The sequence below is a fragment of the Agrobacterium tumefaciens str. B6 genome, from assembly GCF_001541315.1.
GTDB lineage: Bacteria > Pseudomonadota > Alphaproteobacteria > Rhizobiales > Rhizobiaceae > Agrobacterium > Agrobacterium radiobacter.
Window position 1 is genome coordinate 1 of sequence record NZ_LMVK01000017.1, and the last position, 21034, is coordinate 21034.

Here is a 21034-nt window from a genome sequence, read left to right on the forward strand (position 1 = left end):
CGGCCTCGTCATTGGAGGCCCAGCGATACATCGGCAGCAGCGAGGCGATACCGACATCGGCCTCTTTCAGCGCCTTCTTGAAGGACCGGATGCGCTCGGGAAAGACGCGCGGCGCCTTGAACCATTCGAGGAAATCGGCGCGCGGGCTGAGTTCGATCCAGTCGAAGCCGAGTTCCTTCACTTTGGCCGGGAGGGCTTCGAGGCTGAGATGGCGGTGCATGAAAGGGTCGATGGCGATGCGCATATACGCTTCCTTGTCATTATTGTCTGTCGAAAGGCCCTTGCGGGTCGGTTATGAGAGGCCGCGGCCTGGGAGAGGAGACCGCGGCCTTTGGCCGGCTTTTTCGCGGGTGGCCATGTTTGTGCTCTGCTGACGGCATTCGGTCGGCATGCCGGCCAAAACTCCGGTTCAGTTCCGGGCCTGATATTCTCCGAGGTTTTCGGGCATCACCAGTTCGAAGGGCACCCAGAGGGTCTTTTCGACTTTTTCACCGGCAGCGGCTTTCACCGCCGTCTGAACGGATACTTCGCCCTGCTTCATCGCGTTCTGGTAGACGGTGATGTCGAGATCGCCCGCCTGCATGGCGGCAAGACCGTCAGGCGTGGCGTCGATGCCGGCGATGACGACATCCTTCATGGAAACGCCCGCCGCCTTCAGCGCCTGCACGGCGCCGATCGCCATTTCATCATTGTTGGCGATGACGGCATCAAACTGCACACCCGCCGTCAGCCAGGAAGAGACGAGATCCTGCGCCTGCGTGCGGCTCCAGTTCGCCGTCTGCTTTTCGAGGATGTCGATCTTGCAGTCCGGCCGGGAAAACACCGTTTCCACATCCTTGGTGCGCACCAGCGCCGCATGGTTTTCCAATGGCCCCATCAGGATGACGGCCTTCCCCTTGCCGCCCATCAGCTTGCAGGCCGCTTCCGCCTCCATGGTGCCGGAATCGAGCTCGTTGGAGCCGACAAAGGCAGTACCATCAGGCAGGCCGGTTTCCAGTTCGGCTGGCGGATGATTGACATAAACGAGAGGGATTTTGGCGGCGGACGCGGCTTTGGTGATCGCGGCCGTGGCATCACCGTCAACGGCATTGACGATGATCGCATCGACGCCATTGGCGATAAAATTCTGCACCTGATTGAGCTGCTTCGAGGGATCAAGCTGGGCATCCTCGACCAGAAGTTCGATATTTTTATCACGCCCGGCCTCGGCCCTGATGCCGTTAAGCAGGATCGTCAGAAACGGGTTGTCGAAAGACGTCATCGAGACTGCGATGCGGGTCTCGGCAAGGGCCGGCGTCGCGAAGATGCAGAGCGCCGTCGCCATCAGTAATTTTTTCAAGGTTTCCTCCCGCGGAAATCGCCGCTGGTTGCATCATCCTGTGTCGCCGGAGCCGGCCATTCCGCCGGCTCCGGCGCGTTCGGCCCGCCCGGCGGCGCTCCCCGGGAGCGGAGAAGCCGCCTGGGCGAGGCCATGGCTCAATTCTTGGCCTGATAGTTCTTGAGGTTCGCCGGCGTCACCAGCTCGAAGGGAACGAAGACCTTCTTGTCGACCGCATCGCCCTTGGCGAGTTTCAGCGCCGCATCCAGGGCACCCTTGCCCTGCCCGGCGGCATTCTGGAAAACGCTCACATCCAGATCACCCGCCGCCATGGCGGCAAGCGCGTCCTGCGTGGCGTCGATGCCGGCGATGATGACACTGTCCATCGACCGGCCAGCCGCCTTCAGAGATTGAATAGCGCCGATGGCCATTTCGTCATTGTTGGAAATGACGGCATCGAACTGCACCCCGGCAGAGAGCCAGTTGGTCATCAGATCCGACCCTTGAGTGCGCGACCAGTTGGCGGATTGTTCCTCGACAAGCTTGATGAAGCTGCAATCGGGGGTGGCCACCACATCCTTGATATCCTGCGTGCGCATGCGGGCGGCCTGGTTGGAAAGCTCGCCCATCATCACCACCGCCTTCGCTTCCGTCTTGCCGGCCGCCTTCAGCAGACGGCAGACTTCCTGCGTCTGCAGGGTGCCCGACTGTTTTTCATCGGAGGCAACGAAGGCCTGTTTTTCCGGCAGGCTGTCGAGATTGACCGGCTGGCGGTTGACATAGACGAGCGGAATGCCGGCGGCCGCGGCGGCCTGCGAAAGGGCCACGGTCGCATCCGTATCCACCGGGTTGACGATGATGGCGTCGACGCCGGCGGCGACGAAGTTCTGCACCTGGCTCAGCTGTTTGCCGACATCGTTCTGCGCATCCTCGATCTGCAGCGAAACACCGCTCATGCCCTTGGAATAATCGACCATGCCATTGCGCAGCACGGTCAGGAAATTGTCATCGAACAGGGCCATCGAAACGCCGATGGTCTCAGCCGACGCGGTGGTCGCCAGCATGGTGGCAAGCGTTGCAATCGCTAAATGTCTTTTCATGTCGTTCTCCTCCAAAACCCTTGAAAAGAAGCCGGCCACGCAAACTTCGTCACATCGTGCTGCAACCGCGCCGGCAAAGGAATACCGGTCACCGGAGACGGTCATCTGCGGCGTGCGGCAATCCGGAAACATCGTTGGTGTCGTGGACCAGCCTCCTGCCCGTTCCACATGCGGCCAAGATTTCCCAGTCCGCGCCCGGCGTCAACGGGTCAGCGGCAGCCGAAACCATCAAGGCTGATAGAAAGAGACGCGGAATTTATGATGGAATCTATCAAACCATCAAAGGCTCTCAGGAACCCATAGATGGGCGGGCACAAACCGCTGCCCCGGCGTTTCCGCCATGCCATGTTCTATGGTGTGCACCATGGTGGAGACGAGGTCCGTGCATAGTTCGCGAAGCGGCGTCTGGAATATGCCGCTGATACGCTTTTCCAGCAGCGCCTGACGTGATTCGGGCGTCAGTTCGTTGACAAGACAGACAATGCTCTCCTGCCGGTTTTCCTGCTGCAGCGCCTCTATCACGCCTTCCATGCCGCCGCCGACGCAATAGATGCCGACCAGATCCTTGTGTTTGGCGATGGTGTCCATGACAAGCTCATAGGTCAGCCGCCGGGTTTCCAGCGTGATCAGCGCGTCCATCACCTCGAATTCCGGCGCATATTCGCGCATATAGCTGCGAAAGCCGGTTTCGCGCAGCGAATGGCCGTGAAAACGGTGGCCGCCGAGCAGCAGAAGCACCTTGCCCTTGCTGCGCGCCAGCCGCGAGATCATCCAGGCCGCCGTGCGCCCCACTTTCATGTTGTTGGCGCCGAGATAGGCTTCCCGTACCCCCTGGGCGAAATCCGAAAGCAGCGAAAATGTGGGAATGCCCTTCGCCTTCAGGGCCTCCACGGCGGCAGTGACATCGTGATGGTCCGGCCCGGTGGCCGCCACGGCCTGCACACGGCCCTTCATCCCCGTTAAAAGGGCTGCAAGCTCGCTCGGCTCGCCCGACTGGGCAAATTCGATGCGCAGATTGAGATGGCGATCCCGGACGTTGCGCGCCGCAATCTCCAGCTCGTCGGCAAAGGTCTGGTAGAAAGCGTGCCGTTCCTTGCGCAGGATGATGCCGAGACTATAGGACGGCAGATCGGCCAGCATGCGCTGGCGAATGATGTTGGTTGCGTGAAAACCGATCTTCTCCGCCGCCTCGAACACCCGCCGGGAGGTTTCCTCACGCACCGGCAGGCGACCGTTCAGCACCCGGTCGACGGTGGCGACGCTGACGCCTGCGGCCTTCGCCACATCTGTGATGGTCGGGCGTTTCATGTGGGCACCCCATAGACGGAAAGATTCCTGTCATGTCTTGCAAAACATGTCACGGATGATGATGGAATCCAACATGTGCGAAGGGATAAGGGCGTGGAGTACTTTATCAGGGAATAATCGACCGGGGCCTGCATCGCAGGGCCGGCTTGCTTGGCCCAGCACGCCTCCTCCCCTCATCTCTGTGCTTGTCACAGATATCCAGCCAGCCCAAGTCCTTGGGCTGAAAGGAGTCCTTCCGCCGCGCAGACGCGCGTCGGCTGGATTCCTGTGACAAGCACAGGAATGAGGGGGCTGGGATGTGTCAGAGCGGAAAAATCACCTGCCGAGTAACCTGAATGGCCACTGTCACACGTAAGGAAGCTGCGGCAGCGGGCATTCGTACCGTTTTACGGCGGTGTTCGTACCGTATCACGATGCCGAATGCCGCTATCCCGTCAGACCCGCTCCAGCGCCACGGCAATACCCTGCCCGACGCCGATGCACATGGTGGCGAGCGCAAGGCGCTTGCCGGTCAGCGAAAGTTCAAGCGCCGCGGTGCCGGCAATGCGCGCGCCGGACATGCCGAGCGGATGGCCAAGCGCGATGGCGCCGCCGTTCGCATTCACCCGCGCATCGTCGTCCGCAATGCCGAGTTGCCTGAGCGTCGCAAGGCCCTGGCTGGCGAAAGCCTCGTTCAGCTCGATCACGTCGAGCTGTTCCTGCTTCAGCCCGGGCCGCGCCAAAAGCTTGGCCGAGGCCGGGGCCGGGCCGATGCCCATGACGCGCGGCGGCACGCCGGCGGCGGCGCCGCCGAGAATGCGGGCGATCGGCGTCAGCCCATATTTCTTCGCGGCTTCCGCCGATGCGACGATGAGTGCGGCCGCACCGTCATTGACGCCTGATGCGTTGCCCGCCGTCACCGTCGCGCCTTCGCGCCTGTTGACCGGCTTCAACTTCGCCAGCGATTCGAGGCTTGTGGCGCGCGGATGTTCATCCTTCGATACCACCAGCGGATCGCCCTTGCGCTGCGGGATCGTCACCGGCACGATTTCCCTGTCGAGACGGCCATTGGCCTGCGCGTCGGCCGCCTTCTGCTGGCTGCGAACGGCGAAGGCGTCCTGATCCTCGCGGGAGACCTGATAATCAATGGCGACGTTATCCCCGGTTTCCGGCATGGAATCGACGCCATATTGCGCCTTCATCAGCGGATTGACGAAGCGCCAACCGATGGTGGTGTCATAGATTTCGGCATTGCGGGAAAAGGCGCTCTCCGCCTTCGGCAGAACGAAGGGCGCGCGGCTCATGCTTTCGACGCCGCCGGCGATCATCAGTTCCGCCTCGCCTGATTTCACGGCGCGAGCGGCCGCGATGAGGGCGTCCATGCCCGAACCGCAAAGGCGATTGATGGTGGTTCCGGTAACCGAAACCGGCAGACCGGCGAGCAGCAACGACATGCGTGCGACGTTGCGGTTATCCTCGCCCGCCTGGTTGGCGCAGCCGAAGATCACGTCTTCGACGGCTTCCCAGTCAACGGACGGGTTGCGCTCGACAAGCGCCTTCAGGGGAATTGCACCGAGATCGTCGGCCCGCACCGGGGAAAGCGCGCCGCCGAAGCGGCCGATCGGTGTGCGGATATAGTCGCAGATGAATGCATCGGTCATCGGTTTTTCCTCACAGTTCCGGGGCGACGAGATCAACGACCTCGCCATCGACCGCCAAAGGCGCGCCGGTCATGGCCTGCAATTCCTCAAACGTCATAGACGGCAGTTTTTCACGCAGCACGAAACGGCCATCCACCACGTCGATGACGGCATGGCTGGTATAAATGCGGGTGATGCAGCCGACGCCGGTCAGCGGGAAGGCGCATTTTTCAACGAGCTTCGGCTCGCCATTCTTGGTCACATGTTCGGTGATGACGAAGACCTGCTTGGCGCCATGCACCAGATCCATCGCGCCGCCCACCGCCGGTACGCCCTTGGAGCCGACGCGCCAATTGGCGAGATCGCCATTCTGCGCCACCTGATAGGCGCCGAGGATCGCCACATCCAGATGCCCGCCGCGCACCATGGCGAAGCTGTCGGCATGATGAAAGAAGGCTGCACCCGGCTTCAATGTGACGGCCTTTTTGCCGGCATTGATGAGGTTCCAGTCCTCCTCGCCCTCCGGCGGCGCTTCGCCGAAATTCAGGATGCCGTTTTCAGTGTGGAAAATCGCCTGACGGCCGGGCGGCTGGTATCGCGCCACCATTTCCGGAAAGCCGATGCCGAGATTGACGTAAGCACCGTCCTCGATGTCCTGCGCCGCACGCCAGGCGATCTGGGCGTTGGAAAGCTTGATGTCTTCGCGGGTGTCGATGGTCGTGGTCATGCGTAGGCTACTCCCGCGCGAATGAGGACTTCTTCCTGTTGCGGATCGGGGATTTCCACGACGCCGTTCACGAAAATGCCGGGCGTGACGACCTGCTCCGGGTCGATCTCGCCGGCGGCGACGATCTTCGAGACCTGCGCGATGGTGGTCTTTGCGGCCATGCACATCAGCGGGTTAAAATTGCGGCCAGCCTTGTTGTAGGTGAGGTTGCCATAGGTATCGCCAAGCTCGGCCTTCACAATCGCGAAATCCGCCTTCAGCCAGCGCTCCTGCACGTAGGATCGCCCGTCGAACTCCGCGATGACCTTGCCTTCAGCCAGTTCCGTGCCGAAGCCGGTGGGGGTGTAGAAGGCCGGAATGCCGGCACCGCCGGCGCGGATGCGCTCGGCAAGCGTGCCCTGCGGCACCAGTTCCAGCTCGATTTCGCCGGCCAGATAGCGGTCGGTGAAGGCGCGCGGATCGGACGAGCGCGGGAAGGAGCAGATCATCTTCCTGACCATGCCCGCGTCGATCATCGCGGCGATGCCGATACGACCGTTGCCGGCATTGTTGTTGATGACCGTCAGGTTCTTCGGGCCCTTGTCGATCAGCGCATGGATCAGCTCGATGGGCGCGCCGGAGCCGCCGAAACCGCCGATCATGATCGTCGCACCATCACCGATGCCGGAAAGCGCCTCTTCAGCGCTCTTGATTGTCTTGTCCATTAAAACCTCCATCCAGCCGGACGGATGGAACCCGCAAGGCTGCCTGACCGTGAGGTAAATCCGAAACCACCTCGACGGCAAGGATTTTGTGCGCTATATGATTTTTGTTCGTATATCGCACAAATGGAGCCGCGACATGGCCGTCAACGAAAGAGACATGATGGGCGGTCTCGCCAAGGGATTGCGGGTTATCGAGGCCTTCAGCGCCGAGCGGCCGCGCCTGTCGATTTCCGATGCCGCAGAGATTGCCGGACTGGACCGCGCCACGACGCGGCGCTGCCTGCTCACGCTTTCGGAACTCGGCTACGCGGCTTATGACGGTAAGTTCTTTACCGTGACGCCGAAGGTGCTGCGGCTCGGCACCGGCTGTCTTGCCACCATGCCGCTGCCGCGCATCGTGCAGCCGCTGCTCGACCGACTGTCGGAAGAGATCGGCCAGAGCACTTCCGTCTCCATTCTGGACGAGACCGAAATCGTTTATGTGGCCCGTGCCGCGCAGCAGCGGGTGATGTCAATTGCGCTGATGCCGGGTTCGCGCCTGCCCGCCTATTGCACCTCCATGGGCCGCGTTCTGCTTTCGGCGCAGACAGCCGAGCGGCAGCGCGACATTCTCGAAGCCTCCCGGCTGGTGGCGCGCACGGAAAAGACCATTACTGGCATGGACGCCCTGCTCGCCGAAATCGAGGCCACCGGCCATCGCGGTTATGCGCTGATCGATCAGGAGGTAGAGATCGGCCTTCGCTCCATCGCCGTGCCGCTGAAAAGCGCGCGCGGCCAGACGGTTGCCGCGCTCAATGTCGGGCTTGCCGCCTCGGTCGCCTCGATGGAGGATCTGGTGGAGCGATACCTGCCCGCCCTTCTTGCCGTTCAGCGCGAACTGGCAAGAATGCTGGTCTGAGACGGCACCTGCCGAACGCCGGGTTTCCCCATTTTCCGCTGCTCCGCCAACCGCCAGGCACGCGGCGTCATGCCGGTCTCGCGCTTGAAGAACCGGTTGAAATAGGCCGGATCGGCAAAACCCAGTCCCTCGGCAATCATCTGCACGCTCGAGACCGTGAAGATCAGTTCCTGCTGGGCAATCTCGATCTGGCGTCTGGCGATCAGCCGCTGCAGGCTGAGGCCGGAAACGGAACGGACGAGGCGATTGAGATGCGTCTCGGAAAGACCGAGCTTTTTCGCATAAAATTCCGCTTTTTGCGGCTCGCGAATATGGCGCGCAATCAGTGACAGCAGCAATTCGAAACGCTGTTCCGCAAGGCCCTCGCCGGTTCCCTCAAGCAGAGGCCGCGCCGCCCGCGCCAGAAGCGCCGTCACGATGGCCAGCTGACCTTCGATGATGGCATCCCGGCCTGTTTCGCGTGTTTCATATTCGGCGGAAATCTGTTCGAACCCGCTGCGCAGGCGTTCACCATCGGTAAAATCCCGCAGGGGCAACAGGACCGGCCGCTGAAAATTCCGCAGCAACAGCGCCTGCACCGATGCCGGCAACGCGCCCGGCAGCACGGTGACGATCACCCCGCCAATATCACGAGAAAACCGGAAGCCGTGTTCGAAACCCGGCGGGACGACAATGGCGACCGGCGGGGGGATCGCCTCGATGCGGCCATCCAGCAGGGCATCGCCCTCACCGCCCCAAATGTACAAGATTTGTTGAAAGGCAGCGTGACGGTGCAGGCCGATTTCAAAGCGGTACAGGCTGCTTCTGGAAAAAAGCGTCTCGCAATGAAAGCGGAAATCAGTGCCGTGCACCGCTTCCTCGCCATACAAACCTTCACTTGCAGCAAGCCGCATGTTCCTTCGCTCCTCCTCACAATGGTCGGATTGTGCAATTTGCGGATCAGAAAGTCCATTGAGCTTTCCGCATCCCCTCGGCAATTTCTTGATAGGAGACAAGTTCGGGAGGAAACAATGCGCACCCAGGTCGTCATCATCGGCTCCGGCCCATCAGGGCTTCTGCTTGGCCAGCTTCTGGCCAGAGAAGGCGTCGAGACCGTCATTGTCGACCGGGTCAGCAAGGAGTACATCCTCGGCCGTGTCCGCGCCGGCGTGCTGGAAGAAGGCACGGTGCAACTCATGGAAAAGGTCGGTGCGGATAAACGCCTGCGCCGCGAAGGCCTGCCGCATGACGGTTTTTCGCTGACCTTCGACGGACGCGATCACCGTATCGATCTCTTCGACCTGACCGGCGGCAAGCGTGCAATGGTCTATGGCCAGACCGAGGTGACCCATGACCTGATGGATGTGCGCGAAGCGGCCGCCCTAGTCACCATTTACGATGCATCTGATGTCGAGCCGCATGATTTCGATGGCGAAAGCCCCTATGTCACCTATCAGAAAGATGGCGTAACCCACCGGATCGATTGCGATTTCATCGCCGGCTGCGACGGTTTTCACGGGGTCAGCCGCAAATCGGTGCCTCAGGGCGCGATCAAGGAATTCGAGAAGGTCTATCCTTTCGGCTGGCTCGGCATTCTGGCTGACGTGCCGCCCGTCAACCATGAGCTCATCTATGCCAACCACCCGCGTGGTTTTGCTCTCTGTTCCATGCGGTCGCACACGCGCAGCCGCTATTACATCCAATGTTCGCTGGATGACCGGCCGGAGGACTGGAGCGACGAGCGCTTCTGGGACGAAATCCGCCGTCGTCTTCCGGAAAACCATGCGGATGCCATGGTGACGGGCCCGTCCTTTGAAAAATCCATCGCACCGCTCCGCTCCTTCGTTTGTGAACCGATGCGGTTCGGCCGACTGTTCCTTGCCGGAGACGCCGCCCACATCGTGCCGCCGACCGGCGCCAAGGGCCTCAACCTCGCCGCCAGCGACGTGCATTATCTGAGCGAGGCCTTGACCGAATTTTACCGCGACCAGTCAGAGGCCGGCATCGATTCCTATTCGCAGAAGGCACTGTCCCGCGTCTGGAAGGCCGTGCGTTTCTCATGGTGGATGACGACGATGATGCATCGTTTTCCCGATACGGGAGATTTCGGCCAGCGCATCCAGGAGGCGGAGCTGGATTACCTCGTGCAATCGCGCGCGGCATCTACCGCACTTGCGGAGAATTATGTCGGGCTTCCCTATTAGGAGCTCCACCAGACACGCGGCTTTTTATCTGCACCGTTTCCACACCCGTCACCCCGGACCTGATCCGGGGTCCAGCGCGATCAAGTCCTTGATCGCAAAAGACTCTATTTACGGCGCGGACACGCCGGGGCTGGATGCCGGATCAAGTCCGGCATGACGGAGGAAAGCTTCTCAGACTTTTCCACCCCCGCCCCTCGTATCAGGAACCAGCCTCCGGCCTCCCATCCAGCAACTCGCCCGCCGCCTCGCGGATGGCCTGCATCAGCAGCGAGAGCGGTAGCGTGGGCTGCGTGTCGGCCCTCACCGTCAGCCCCACCGGGCCGCTGGTATCGCCGGTCTCAACAGGCAGGATTGCGAGAATACCATCCGCCACATCCGCCGCCACTACACCCTCCGAGATGATCCAGATCGCATCGCTGGTGCGCAGGAAGGCGCGGCCGAAGGCGTCCGACACGGTTTCGATGCGGATGGGCAGGGCCGGAACGCCGTTGGCGATGAGGAACTGCTCGACAACGGGACCGATGACCGATTGCCGCGTCGGCATCAGCACCGGATATTCGTGCAGGTGGTCGAACACCGAAATACCGGGTGACAACAGCGGGTGGCCGGCGCGCACCACGAAGCGCACCTTTTCCGAATAGAGATGCTCGAAGGAAAAGCCGGCCATTTTCTGCGGCGCGGCCAGACGGCCGACAACAAGATCGAGATCGCCGACCCGCAACTGTTCCAGCAGCACGGCGTTTTCACCCGTGACGATCTTCACCGGGCTGCCGGTTTTCTCGGCCAGAAACCCGGCCATCGCCTTCGGCATGATTCTCACCGAAACCGTAGGCAGAGCGCCGACCCGCACCGGTGGACCGGCGCGCGCCGCCTCCTGCGATACCGAATCGACCGCTTGCCGCAGCGCCGTCATTGTCGCACCGGCATGGCGCAGGAAGACCTCGCCATAACGGCTGATGCGGATGCCGCGCCCCTCCCGGTCGAACAGCGAGACACCGAGAATATCTTCCAGCTCACGGATCGTCTTCGTCACCGCCGGCTGGCTGACATGCAGGATTTCCGCAGCCCGGATGACGCTTTTCTGCCGCGCCACCTCCACGAAAGTCTGCAGGTGGCGGAACTTGATACGCTGATCGACCATCGCTCATATAATCCACAGGTTATGATTTTCATCGATAATGTCATTTTACTTAACCGGAACACGCTTGCAATATCCCTGACAGGAGGAGCACATCATGCATTTTCTGCGCTGTGGCGAGACCGTGATCCATTATCGCGTCAAGGGATTGGACACAGGCAAGCCGGTCATCGCCTTCATCAATTCGCTCGGCACCGATTTCCGCATCTGGGATGCGGTGATCGAAGCGCTTGGCGATGATTATGCCTATGTGCGGCATGACAAGCGCGGCCACGGGCTCTCGGATGTCGGGCATGCTCCCTATTCCATCGACGATCACGCCGATGACCTGATCGCGCTGCTCGATCATCTCGGCGTAAAAGGCGCAATCATCTGGGGTCTGTCCGTTGGTGGCCTGATCGCGCAGGGGCTTTATGCCCGCCGTCCAGACCTGGTGCGCGCGCTCATACTCAGCAACACCGCCCACAAGATCGGCACAGCCGAGATGTGGAATGCCCGCATCGACAAGATCGCCGCCGATGGCCTCGCCTCGCTGGTCGATCCCGTCATGGAGCGCTGGTTTACACCCGCCTTCCGCCAGCCTGACAATGCCGCCTATGCCGGCGCGCGCAACATGCTCTCGCAACAGCCGGAAGCCGGTTATAGCGGCACCTGCGCCGCCATCCGCGATGCGGATTTTACCGAAGAGGCCGGGCGTATCGCCGTGCCGCCGCTTTGTATCGCGGGTGATCAGGACGGCTCGACACCGCCGGAACTGGTGCAATCGCTGGCGGGTCTCATTCCCGCAAGCCGCTTCGTCACCATCGCCGGCTGCGGCCACATTCCCTGCCTTGAACAGCCGCTCGCTTACGCGCAGGCAGCCACCATTTTTATCAAGACATTGCCGGAGCATTGACCGATGGCGGACCATATCGACAAGAACGCAAGATTCGAACAGGGCATGAAAACCCGCCGCTCCGTGCTCGGCGACGCCCATGTGGACCGGGCGCAGACCATGACGTCCGGTTTCGACCAGCCTTTCCAGCAGCTCATCACCGAAGCCGCCTGGGGAACTGTGTGGTCCGGCAACCACTGGACGAAGCGGGAGCGCTCGATGGTCACCATCGCCCTGCTCGCTGCGCTCGGGCAGGATGAGGAGCTGGCCATGCATGTTCGCGCCACCGCCAATACCGGCGCCACCGAAGCGGATATTCGCGAGGCGCTGCTGCATGTGGCGATCTATGCCGGCGTGCCCGCCGCCAACCACGCTTTCAAGATCGCCAAGCTTGCCCTGGCCGGTATGAAAGCCGATAGTTCCAGCGAGGAGGAGACGAAATGAGCAACCAACCGCCCGAACCCGGGCCGTTCTTCGCGCGCAACCGCGATATTCACCCGCTGGCCTATGCACCCGGATACAAGACCTCGATCCTGCGCTCGCCGCAGCGCGCTCTGATTTCGCTTGAGGGCACCAAGAGCGAGATCACCGGGCCGGTCTTCGGCCATGGCATGCTTAACCCGCTGGATAACGATCTCATCCTCAACTATGCCCGCCCCGGCGAAATGCCTGTTGGCCCCCGCATTCTGGTGCACGGCCGGGTGCTGGACGAGCGCGGCCACGGCGTGGATGGCGCACTGGTGGAATTCTGGCAGGCCAATGCCGGCGGCCGCTACCGCCACAAGAAGGAAAGCTACCTCGCCGCCATCGATCCGAATTTCGGCGGCGTCGGCCGCACGATCACCGATGAAAACGGCTATTACTGGTTCAAGACCATCCAGCCGGGCGCTTATCCCTGGCCGAACGGCGTCAATGACTGGCGTCCGGCCCACATCCATTTCTCGGTCTTCGGCCACGGTTTCGCCCAGCGTCTGATTACCCAGATGTATTTCGAAGGCGATCCGCTGATCTGGAAATGTCCGATCGTCAAGACCATTCCGGATGAGGATGCGATCAGAAGACTGATCGCGCCGCTGGACATGAATGCGACGCTGCCGATGGATATGCTCGCCTACAGGTTCGACATCGTCCTGCGCGGCCGCCGCTCGACCCTTTTCGAAAACCGCATGGAGGGCAACTGACCATGGTTCAGCCGCTCAACTATTTCAAGGAGACCGCCTCGCAGACGGCGGGGCCCTATGTGCATATCGGCTGTACGCCCAATTTTGTCGGCATCGAAGGCGTGTTCGAAAAGGATCTCGGTTCCGGCCCGCTTTATAACGACAAGGCACGCGGCGAACGCATCAGCGTGCGCGGCACGGTCTATGACGGTGCGGGAATGCCGCTGAAGGACGCGCTGATCGAAATCTGGCAGGCCGATACCGACGGTTATTATAACAGCCCCAGCGAAACGCGCGGCAAGGCCGACCCGCATTTCATCGGCTGGGGCCGTTCACCCGGCGACATGGATACCGGCGAATTCGTTTTCGAAACCATCAAGCCGGGCAAGGTGCCGTTCCGCGACGGCCGGCCGATGGCGCCGCACATCACCTTCTGGATCGTTGCCCGCGGCATCAATATCGGCCTGCAGACCCGCATGTATTTCCCGGAAGAACAGGAGGCCAACACCGCCGATCCGGTTCTTGCCCGTGTCGAGCAGAAGAGCCGCATCGCCACGCTTGTCGCCCAAAAGGAAGAAGGTAACGTCTATCGTTTCGATATCCGCCTTCAGGGCGAAGGCGAAACCGTGTTTTTCGATATCTGAGTGAGACGGAAGATGAGCCTTTCCCCCTTCGAGCATCCGTTCCTGTCAGGCCTTTTCGGCGATAGCGAAATCGTCGAGCTGTTTTCTGCAAGAGCGGATATCGACGCCATGGTCCATTTCGAGACGGGGCTGGCGCAGGCGGAAGCGGAGGCCGGCATCATCTCCGGGGATGTGGCGGAAGCGATCGTCTCGGGGCTTTCCGACTTTGCCGCCGATATGACCGGGCTTCGCAACGGCGTCGCAAAGGACGGCGTTGTGGTTCCCCAACTCATCCGGCAGATGCGGGCCACGGTCGCCGGTCAGGCGGCGGACAAGGTGCATTTCGGTGCAACCAGCCAGGATGTCATCGATACCAGCCTGATGCTGCGGCTGAAAATGGCGGCGGAAATCATCGCTGCCCGGCTCGGTCACCTCATCGACACGCTGGGAGACATTGCGGCCCGCGACGGCCATAACCCGTTGACGGGCTATACCCGCATGCAGGCCGCCATCGGCATCACTGTCGCCGACCGCATGGCAAGCTGGATCGCGCCGCTGGAACGTCACCTGCTGCGTCTGGAAACCTTCACGCAGAGCGGTTTTTCCCTGCAGTTTGGCGGGGCTGCCGGCACGCTGGAAAAGCTCGGCGACAATGCCGAAGCGGTGCGCGCCGATCTTGCAAAACGGCTCGGCCTTGCAGACAGACAGCAATGGCAGAGCCAGCGCGACGGCATCGCCGAATTTGGCAATATTCTCTCGCTTATCACCGGTACGCTCGGCAAGTTCGGGCAGGATATCGCGCTGATGGCCGAACTCGGTGGGGAAATCCTTCTTTCCGGCGGCGGCGGCTCCTCGGCAATGCCGCACAAACAAAACCCGGTAAATGCCGAAACGCTGGTGACGCTCGCGCGCTTTAATGCCGTGCAGATATCGGCGTTACACCAGTCGCTGGTGCACGAACAGGAAAGGTCGGGCGCAGGCTGGATGCTGGAATGGCTGTCGCTTCCGCAAATGGTGGCGGCAACGGGCGCCTCGCTGCTGATCGCCGAGCGATTGGCGGGGCAGATAGACAGGCTGGGCGCAGGCGAAAACTAGCCGCAAGGCGGTCTATTTCGTGTGCCAACAGGGCTTCCTGACACTGCCGAACGGCAGGCCGGAGGCAGTACGACGACGCGTGGAAAGCGCTTGCGCTTCTTCGCATTAGTCATTGATAAAAAAGACTTTATTCAGAAACACAGCAAATGAAAAAACAGCGCTGAAGCTGCTTTTTAACCGGACATACCGCTTGACACAAAAATGAACTAACTGGTACAAACATTAAGATTAACGGAACGCTGCCGACAAGGGTTTGAAGCCCGCAGCGACAGAAACCGACAAATGGAGGGCTTTGGCGCCGTAAGGTTTCCAAGGCGATGCGGACAGGGCGAAACGCCTGTCCGGACCCGAACGGGTTGGGAGGAAGAATGTCTTACAGTCTCGATTTTTCGGCGGTCATAGACCGCCTGCCGGAGCTGCTTTTGGCGTGTCTGGCGACGATCGGCCTTGCGATTGCGGGCATGTCACTCGCCACCGTCATCGGCGTTCTGGGCGTCGTCGCCCGCCGCTCGCGGTTCAAGCTGCTGCGTGGGCTCGTCATCGGCTTTGTGGAAGCCATCCGCAACACGCCGTTTCTGGTGCAGATATTCTTCATTTTCTTCGCCCTGCCGCAGATCGGCATCAAGCTCAACCCGACGGTAACAGCCATCATTGCGCTGGCTCTCAACGGCGGCGCCTATGCGATTGAAATCATTCGCGGTGGCGTCGATTCCGTTCCCAAAGGCCAGGTCGAGGCGGGACTGGCACTCGGTCTTCACCGCACCCAAATCTTCCGCCATATCATCCTGAAGCCGGCGCTGCGGGCAGTCTACCCGTCGCTCACCAGCCAGTTCATCATGCTGACGCTGACCACCTCAGTCTGCACCTCGATCGCGGCTTACGAGCTGACCTCCGTGGCGCAGAAGATCGAAGCGGATACGTTCCGGTCCTTTGAGGTCTATTTCTCGATCACGCTGCTTTATCTGGTCATTTCCTCGCTGATGATGGGCATTTTCTCGCTCATCTCCCGCGCATCCTTCAGCTATCCGGTCAAGTGAGGAAACAACAATGGCATCCATCGGTCCCAACGAACTCTTCTTCCTGCTGCAAGGCCTGAAGTGGACGCTTGCGCTGACCATCATCGGCTTTATCGGCGGCGGCGTTTTCGGCCTTTGCGTGGCGCTTGCCCGCGTCGCGGACAGCCCGGCTATCCAGCGCGCCAGCACCGGTTACATCGCCGTTTTCCAGGGCACGCCGCTCCTGATGCAGCTTTTCGTGGTTTATTACGGCGTGGCGCTTGCGGGCTTTAATGTCGATGCCTGGATTGCGGTCGCCATCGCATTCACGCTGCATGCCAGCGCCTTTCTCGGCGAAATCTGGCGCGGCGGCATCCAGGCGGTGCCGAAGGGCCAGACAGAAGCCGCCAATGCGCTTGGCCTGCATTATATATCGCGCATGAAGGACGTGGTCCTGCCGCAGGCCTTCAAGATTTCGCTGCCGGCCACCATCGGTTTCCTCGTGCAGCTGATCAAGGGCACCTCGCTTGCGGCCATTGTCGGCTTCGTCGAGCTGTCCCGCGCCGGCCAGATCGTCTCCAACCAGACGTTCCGCCCGCTCACCGTCTTCGCCCTCGTCGGCATCATCTATTTCCTGATCTGCTGGCCGCTTTCCCTGTGGGGCGCCAGCGTTGAAAAGCGGCTGCAGACCGCAACCCGCTAAGTCATGAAAACTCATCAGCTTTGTAAGGAGGAGCAAAAGATGAAAACCACCAGCATGAAATTCTCTCGCCGCGCCCTGCTCGCGCTTGCCGCGGCAACGGTTGCCCTGCCCTTCGTCGCACCGGTCGATGCTTTCGCCGGCACGGTGGAAGAGGCCAAGGCCAAGGGCAAGGTCGTCATCGGCATTCAGGGCGATAATTCGCCGTGGGGCTTCGTCAATTCCAGCGGCGTGCAGGACGGTCTTGATGCCGATATCGGCAAGGCCTTTGCCGACTATCTCGGCGTCAAGGTGGAATTCGTGCCGCTCGCCGTGGCCAACCGCATTCCCGCACTTCTGACCGGTAAGGTCGACCTCTTGTTTGCGACCATGGGCATGACGGCCGAACGCGCCAAGACCATTCAATATTCCAAGCCCTATGCCGGCAACGTGCTCCCCGTCTACGGCCCCAAGGACAAGAAAATCGGCGGCTATGACGATCTGACCGGTATCGACGTCGGCGTGCCGAAATCCAGCGCCATGGATACGGCGATTACCGCCGGCGCCGGCTCCAAGGCCAATATCCTGCGCTTCGATGATGACGCCGCCAATATTCAGGCGCTGATCTCAGGCCAGGTCGAGGTCGTCGGCGGCAACCAGTTCTACGGCGACCGCCTGAACAAGGCTGCCGAAGGCAAATACGAACCGAAGTTCGACCTGACGACGCTTTACAACGGCGCGGGCACCCGCCCGGGTGAAAAGGACTGGAACGAAACCGTCAACACCTTCCTCGACAAGATCAAGTCGGATGGCCAGCTCGCCAAGATCTACGACAAGTGGATGAAGCGCGAAGTTCCGGCCTTCCCGGACAGCCTGCCCGACATCCCTTTCACCGTGAAGTAACGGCTGTCTGGATTTGGGAGGAGAAAAGCAATGAGGATCTTGAAAACCCTCACGGGTTGGCGAGCAACCGTTGCGGCGGGACTGGCGGCAGCTTTGCTGCCGGTTCTGACGCCCGTAGCGGCAGATGCCAGAACCCTTGACGAGGCAAAAGCCAGCGGCAAGGTCGTGATCGGCATCCAAGGCGATAATGCGCCCTGGGGTTTCATCAATTCCACCGGCGTTCAGGAAGGCTATGATGCCGATCTGGCGAGGGGGTTTGCGGATTATCTGGGGCTGAAGGTGGAATTCGTGCCGCTTGCGGTTGCCAACCGTATTCCTTCGCTTCGCACCGGCAAGGTCGACGCCCTGTTCGCATCGATGGGGATGACGCCGGAGCGCGCGAAGAACGTGCAATATGCGCAGCCTTACGCGCATAATGTCATGTCGGTCTATGCCACCAAGGACAAGAAGATCGCCGGTTTCGACGACCTGACGGGAATGACCGTCGGTGCGCCGAAATCCAGCCCGATCGACACGGCCTTGACCGCCGGCGCGGGTTCGAAAGCGAATATCCTTCGTTTCGATGACGACGCCGCCACCATTCAGGCGATCCTGTCGGGCCAGATCGAGGCGATCGGCGGCAACCAGTTCTATGGCGACCGGCTTTCGGCCGCCGGCGGCAAGGATTACGAGGTGAAGTTCGACCTCGTGACCCTCTATAACAGCGCCGCCACGCGCCCCGGCGAAAAAGACTGGAACGAAGCGCTGAACGCCTATCTGGACAAGATCAAGACCAATGGCGACCTCGCTAAAGTCTACGCCAAATGGATGAAGCGCCCAGTGCCGCAGTTTCCGGCCTCGCTTCCCGACATTCCCTACACCGTCAACTAAAACTGCTGCCAAGCATGAAGGAAAGTTCCATGCCGCAATCCGCCGCTCAGGCTCCGCTGATCGCCCTTGAAGGGGTAGGAAAGTGGTATGGAGCCTTCCACGCGCTTAAAAACGTCAATATGACGGTTCGCAAGGGCGAAAAAATCGTTCTTTGCGGCCCGTCCGGTTCGGGTAAATCCACGCTCATCCGCTGTATCAACCATCTGGAGGAGATCCAGGAGGGCAAGATCACGGTCGAGGGCACCACACTGTCGGATTCCAGCCGCGCCATCGATGCGGTTCGCCGCGAAGTGGGTATGGTGTTCCAGAGCTTCAATCTCTTCCCGCACAAGACCATCATGGAAAACTGCACGCTCGCCCCCATGCGGGTGAAGGGCCTGTCGAAAGCCGATGCGGAGGCGACGGCGCGCAAATATCTGGAGCGCGTGCGCATTCTCAACCAGGCCGACAAGTACCCGGCTCAGCTTTCCGGCGGCCAGCAGCAGCGTGCGGCAATCGCCCGGGCGCTGTGCATGGAACCGAAGGCGATGCTGTTCGATGAGCCGACCTCGGCGCTCGACCCGGAAATGGTGAAAGAAGTGCTCGACACCATGATCGGCCTTGCCCGCGACGGCATGACGATGATCTGCGTGACCCATGAAATGGGCTTCGCACGGCAGGTGGCCGACCGCGTGATCTTCATGTCGGAAGGCGAGATCATCGAAGAAGGCCCGCCGGAGGAATTCTTCCGCGATCCCAAGCACCAGCGCACGCGCACGTTCCTCGGCGAAATTCTCGCCCACCACTGAGGTTCGCGCGCTCTTAAGGCGGGCGGGAATAACCCCGCCTCTCCCACACCGTCCGATGAGCGACACGTGATCATGACAGAGAAAAAATCCTTCAAGGTCGGCCTGATAGGCGCCGATATACAGCTTTCCAAATCGCCCGCGCTGCACATGCGCGAAGGGGCGGCCCATGGTCTCGACTATTCCTACGAGCTTGTCGATGTCACCGCCCGCAAGCTGCCGACCAGCGCGCTTCCCGACCTGCTGGACGAGCTGGAGGCGTGCGGTTTTGCCGGCACCAACATTACCCATCCCTTCAAGCAGGCCGTCATTCCGCATCTGCACGAACTGTCGGACGATGCCCGTATGCTGGGCGCGGTCAACACCGTCGTTTTTAAGGACGGACGCCGCATCGGCCACAATACCGACTGGTACGGCTTTTATGAAAGCTTCGTTCGCGGACTGCCGGATGCGAAGCGCGACCGGGCGCTTCTGGTAGGCGCCGGTGGCGCGGGCGTAGCCGTCGCCCATGCCGCATTGAAGCTCGATATTATCAGTCTCGACATTTTCGACCGGGATTTCCCGCGGGCGCAACAACTGGCCCGGGAACTCAACGCCCGCTTCGGCGAGGGCCGCGCGCATGCCGTGAACGATCCCGCCGCCTCGCTGCCCTTTGCCGATGGCCTGATCCATGCCACGCCGATGGGCATGCCCGCCCATCCCGGCATGCCGGTTGCGGCCGATCTCATCGAACAGCGGCACTGGGTGGCCGATATCGTCTATATGCCGCTCGTCACCGAACTGCTGGAGACGGCGGCGAAAAAGGGCTGTCGCACCCTGCCCGGCGGCGGCATGACGGTGTTTCAGGCCGTCGGTGCGTTCCGCCTCTTATGCGGCCGCGAACCGGATGCCGGGCGCATGACCGCGCATTTCACCGAGCTTTGCATGGCGGAGGGGGTTGCGTGAGCCTTTTCACTATCCTCAACGGCCCAAACCTCAATCTGCTCGGCCAGCGCCAGCCGGAAATCTACGGCTACGAGACGCTCGCGGATATCGAGGCCAACTGCCGCAGTATCGCCGAAGCCGCCGGTCACACGCTGTTTTTTGCCCAGAGCAATCGGGAATATGAGCTGATCGACTGGATTCATGAAGCCCGCGGCAAGTCCGCGGGCATTGTCATCAATCCCGGGGCCTTCACCCACACTTCGGTGGCCATCCTCGATGCGCTCAATGCCTTTGAGGGGCCTGTCATCGAGGTTCACATTTCCAATATCCACAAACGCGAGGTCTTCCGGCACCATTCCTATGTCTCGACCCGCGCCGAAGGCGTGATCGCCGGCCTCGGCGTCGAAGGTTATGACGTGGCGCTGCGCCACCTCATCGGCCGTCTTTCGCGTCCGTCGTGATATGGCCGGGCGTCAGAACATAACGCAGCACCATGTCGCTGACATGCCGCGACAATGTCTCCTGACCCTTGTCAGTATAAAGGCTGTCGCCGAAGATGAACGAGAAGGTCGCGACGTTCGAGACGTTGAAAAAGGACAGCGCGCTGATCTGCCAGTGCAGTTCCAGCGCATCGATTCCCTCACGAAAGATGCCGCGCTTCTGGCCGCGCAGCAGCACGCCTTCCAGCGCAACGATGGCCGGGCGGTTCAACTGGCGGATCGTTTCAGAAGACTGCATATGCCGGCCGTGATGGATGTTCTCGATCATCACCATGCGGATGAAGGCCGGATTACGCCTGTGGTGATCGAAGGTGAACCGACAGAGCTTGTCGAGCGCCGCCGCCGGCTCCAGATCATCCAGCTCCAGATCGCTTTCGCCGCCGCGCACCTTGGCATAAGCCTCCTCCAGCACGCGCTGGTAAAGGCTCTCCTTGTCGCTGAAATAATAATAGATCATGCGCTTGGAGGTTCGCGTGCGGGCCGCGATCTCGTCTATGCGCGCGCCCGACAGGCCGTTTTGCGAAAACTCTTCCATCGCGACCGAAAGAATGTCCCGGCGCACCCCTTCCGGGTCGCGTTTCGCCTGCCGCGTATCGCGGGCGCCGCTCAAGGTCGTGCTTTTGCTCATGCT

24 protein-coding genes are annotated in these 21034 nt (G+C 61.1%); 14 read left to right on the plus strand and 10 right to left on the minus strand.

Features of this window, described 5'->3' with window-relative positions; translation table 11 throughout:
* From ASB65_RS14860 to ASB65_RS14890, 7 genes are all read right to left on the minus strand, one after another.
* On the minus strand, nucleotides 1-244 hold a 244-nt coding region (locus ASB65_RS14860; RefSeq protein ID WP_155643907.1), incomplete at its 3' end, for a TIM barrel protein.
* 165 nt (nucleotides 245-409) lie between these two features.
* Nucleotides 410-1339, minus strand: a complete 930-nt coding sequence (locus ASB65_RS14865) for a substrate-binding domain-containing protein (protein WP_060724446.1) — start codon at nucleotides 1337-1339, stop codon at nucleotides 410-412.
* Between the two features lie 137 nt (nucleotides 1340-1476).
* On the minus strand, nucleotides 1477-2418 hold the full coding sequence (locus ASB65_RS14870; protein ID WP_003505521.1) for a sugar ABC transporter substrate-binding protein: 942 nt from the start codon (nucleotides 2416-2418) through the stop codon (nucleotides 1477-1479).
* A 279-nt stretch (nucleotides 2419-2697) separates the two neighbouring features.
* Nucleotides 2698-3726, minus strand: coding sequence for a LacI family DNA-binding transcriptional regulator (locus ASB65_RS14875; protein ID WP_060724447.1), 1029 nt, complete (start codon nucleotides 3724-3726; stop codon nucleotides 2698-2700).
* 434 nt (nucleotides 3727-4160) lie between these two features.
* Nucleotides 4161-5366 (minus strand): 3-oxoadipyl-CoA thiolase, encoded by a 1206-nt coding sequence (pcaF, locus tag ASB65_RS14880; protein WP_060724448.1) that lies wholly within the window; start codon nucleotides 5364-5366, stop codon nucleotides 4161-4163.
* A gap of 10 nt (nucleotides 5367-5376) precedes the next feature.
* Nucleotides 5377-6072: a CoA transferase subunit B gene (locus ASB65_RS14885; protein ID WP_003505518.1), complete on the minus strand. Its 696-nt coding sequence runs from the start codon at nucleotides 6070-6072 to the stop codon at nucleotides 5377-5379.
* On the minus strand, nucleotides 6069-6776 hold the full coding sequence (locus tag ASB65_RS14890; protein ID WP_003505517.1) for a 3-oxoacid CoA-transferase subunit A: 708 nt from the start codon (nucleotides 6774-6776) through the stop codon (nucleotides 6069-6071). Before ASB65_RS14890 ends, ASB65_RS14885 begins: the two co-directional genes overlap by 4 nt.
* A 136-nt stretch (nucleotides 6777-6912) precedes the next feature.
* On the opposite strand from ASB65_RS14890, the gene ASB65_RS14895 reads away from it, so the two are divergent.
* Nucleotides 6913-7674, plus strand: coding sequence for an IclR family transcriptional regulator (locus ASB65_RS14895; protein ID WP_060724486.1), 762 nt, complete (start codon nucleotides 6913-6915; stop codon nucleotides 7672-7674).
* Here the strand turns inward: ASB65_RS14895 and ASB65_RS14900 are convergent.
* Entirely contained in the window at nucleotides 7644-8567 is a 924-nt protein-coding gene (locus tag ASB65_RS14900) for a helix-turn-helix domain-containing protein (protein ID WP_060724449.1), read from the minus strand. The two genes, ASB65_RS14895 and ASB65_RS14900, sit on opposite strands and share 31 nt — an antisense overlap.
* A 117-nt stretch (nucleotides 8568-8684) precedes the next feature.
* Between ASB65_RS14900 and pobA the strand changes: the two genes are divergently transcribed.
* Nucleotides 8685-9857 (plus strand): 4-hydroxybenzoate 3-monooxygenase, encoded by a 1173-nt coding sequence (gene pobA, locus ASB65_RS14905; RefSeq protein ID WP_060724450.1) that lies wholly within the window; start codon nucleotides 8685-8687, stop codon nucleotides 9855-9857.
* Between the two features lie 199 nt (nucleotides 9858-10056).
* On the opposite strand, the gene pcaQ is transcribed toward pobA, so the two are convergent.
* On the minus strand, nucleotides 10057-10998 hold the full coding sequence (pcaQ, locus tag ASB65_RS14910) for a pca operon transcription factor PcaQ (protein ID WP_060724451.1): 942 nt from the start codon (nucleotides 10996-10998) through the stop codon (nucleotides 10057-10059).
* Between the two features lie 94 nt (nucleotides 10999-11092).
* Between pcaQ and pcaD the strand changes: the two genes are divergently transcribed.
* From pcaD to aroQ, 12 genes are all read left to right on the plus strand, one after another.
* On the plus strand, nucleotides 11093-11890 hold the full coding sequence (pcaD, locus tag ASB65_RS14915; protein WP_060724452.1) for a 3-oxoadipate enol-lactonase: 798 nt from the start codon (nucleotides 11093-11095) through the stop codon (nucleotides 11888-11890).
* Between the two features lie 3 nt (nucleotides 11891-11893).
* Nucleotides 11894-12313: a 4-carboxymuconolactone decarboxylase gene (gene pcaC, locus ASB65_RS14920; protein WP_060724453.1), complete on the plus strand. Its 420-nt coding sequence runs from the start codon at nucleotides 11894-11896 to the stop codon at nucleotides 12311-12313.
* On the plus strand, nucleotides 12310-13050 hold the full coding sequence (gene pcaH / locus ASB65_RS14925; protein WP_060724454.1) for a protocatechuate 3,4-dioxygenase subunit beta: 741 nt from the start codon (nucleotides 12310-12312) through the stop codon (nucleotides 13048-13050). Before pcaC ends, pcaH begins: the two co-directional genes overlap by 4 nt.
* Before the next feature lie 2 nt (nucleotides 13051-13052).
* Nucleotides 13053-13673 carry a protocatechuate 3,4-dioxygenase subunit alpha gene (pcaG, locus tag ASB65_RS14930; RefSeq protein WP_060724455.1) on the plus strand — a complete coding sequence of 207 codons (621 nt, stop codon included), beginning with the start codon at nucleotides 13053-13055 and terminating at the stop codon, nucleotides 13671-13673.
* Nucleotides 13674-13685: 12 nt separating this feature from the next.
* On the plus strand, nucleotides 13686-14747 hold the full coding sequence (locus ASB65_RS14935) for a 3-carboxy-cis,cis-muconate cycloisomerase (protein ID WP_060724456.1): 1062 nt from the start codon (nucleotides 13686-13688) through the stop codon (nucleotides 14745-14747).
* 368 nt (nucleotides 14748-15115) lie between these two features.
* On the plus strand, nucleotides 15116-15784 hold the full coding sequence (locus ASB65_RS14940; protein ID WP_060724457.1) for an amino acid ABC transporter permease: 669 nt from the start codon (nucleotides 15116-15118) through the stop codon (nucleotides 15782-15784).
* 10 nt (nucleotides 15785-15794) lie between these two features.
* The gene (locus tag ASB65_RS14945) at nucleotides 15795-16445 is read left to right on the plus strand and encodes an amino acid ABC transporter permease (protein ID WP_020009039.1); all 651 of its coding nucleotides are present in this window, start codon (nucleotides 15795-15797) and stop codon (nucleotides 16443-16445) included.
* 39 nt (nucleotides 16446-16484) lie between these two features.
* The gene (locus ASB65_RS14950; protein WP_060724458.1) at nucleotides 16485-17324 is read left to right on the plus strand and encodes a transporter substrate-binding domain-containing protein; all 840 of its coding nucleotides are present in this window, start codon (nucleotides 16485-16487) and stop codon (nucleotides 17322-17324) included.
* A 30-nt stretch (nucleotides 17325-17354) separates the two neighbouring features.
* Nucleotides 17355-18194 (plus strand): transporter substrate-binding domain-containing protein, encoded by an 840-nt coding sequence (locus ASB65_RS14955; RefSeq protein ID WP_060724459.1) that lies wholly within the window; start codon nucleotides 17355-17357, stop codon nucleotides 18192-18194.
* A 29-nt stretch (nucleotides 18195-18223) separates the two neighbouring features.
* A complete protein-coding gene (locus tag ASB65_RS14960) occupies nucleotides 18224-18982 on the plus strand; it encodes an amino acid ABC transporter ATP-binding protein (protein WP_003505500.1) in 759 nt (252 codons plus the stop codon).
* Between the two features lie 72 nt (nucleotides 18983-19054).
* On the plus strand, nucleotides 19055-19924 hold the full coding sequence (locus ASB65_RS14965) for a shikimate dehydrogenase (RefSeq protein WP_060724487.1): 870 nt from the start codon (nucleotides 19055-19057) through the stop codon (nucleotides 19922-19924).
* Nucleotides 19921-20364, plus strand: coding sequence for a type II 3-dehydroquinate dehydratase (gene aroQ / locus ASB65_RS14970; RefSeq protein ID WP_060724460.1), 444 nt, complete (start codon nucleotides 19921-19923; stop codon nucleotides 20362-20364). The genes ASB65_RS14965 and aroQ overlap by 4 nt, the downstream gene beginning before the upstream one ends.
* On the opposite strand, the gene ASB65_RS14975 is transcribed toward aroQ, so the two are convergent.
* Nucleotides 20336-21031, minus strand: a complete 696-nt coding sequence (locus ASB65_RS14975) for a TetR/AcrR family transcriptional regulator (RefSeq protein WP_060724461.1) — start codon at nucleotides 21029-21031, stop codon at nucleotides 20336-20338. The two genes, aroQ and ASB65_RS14975, sit on opposite strands and share 29 nt — an antisense overlap.
* Between the last annotated feature and the right edge of the window lie 3 nt (nucleotides 21032-21034).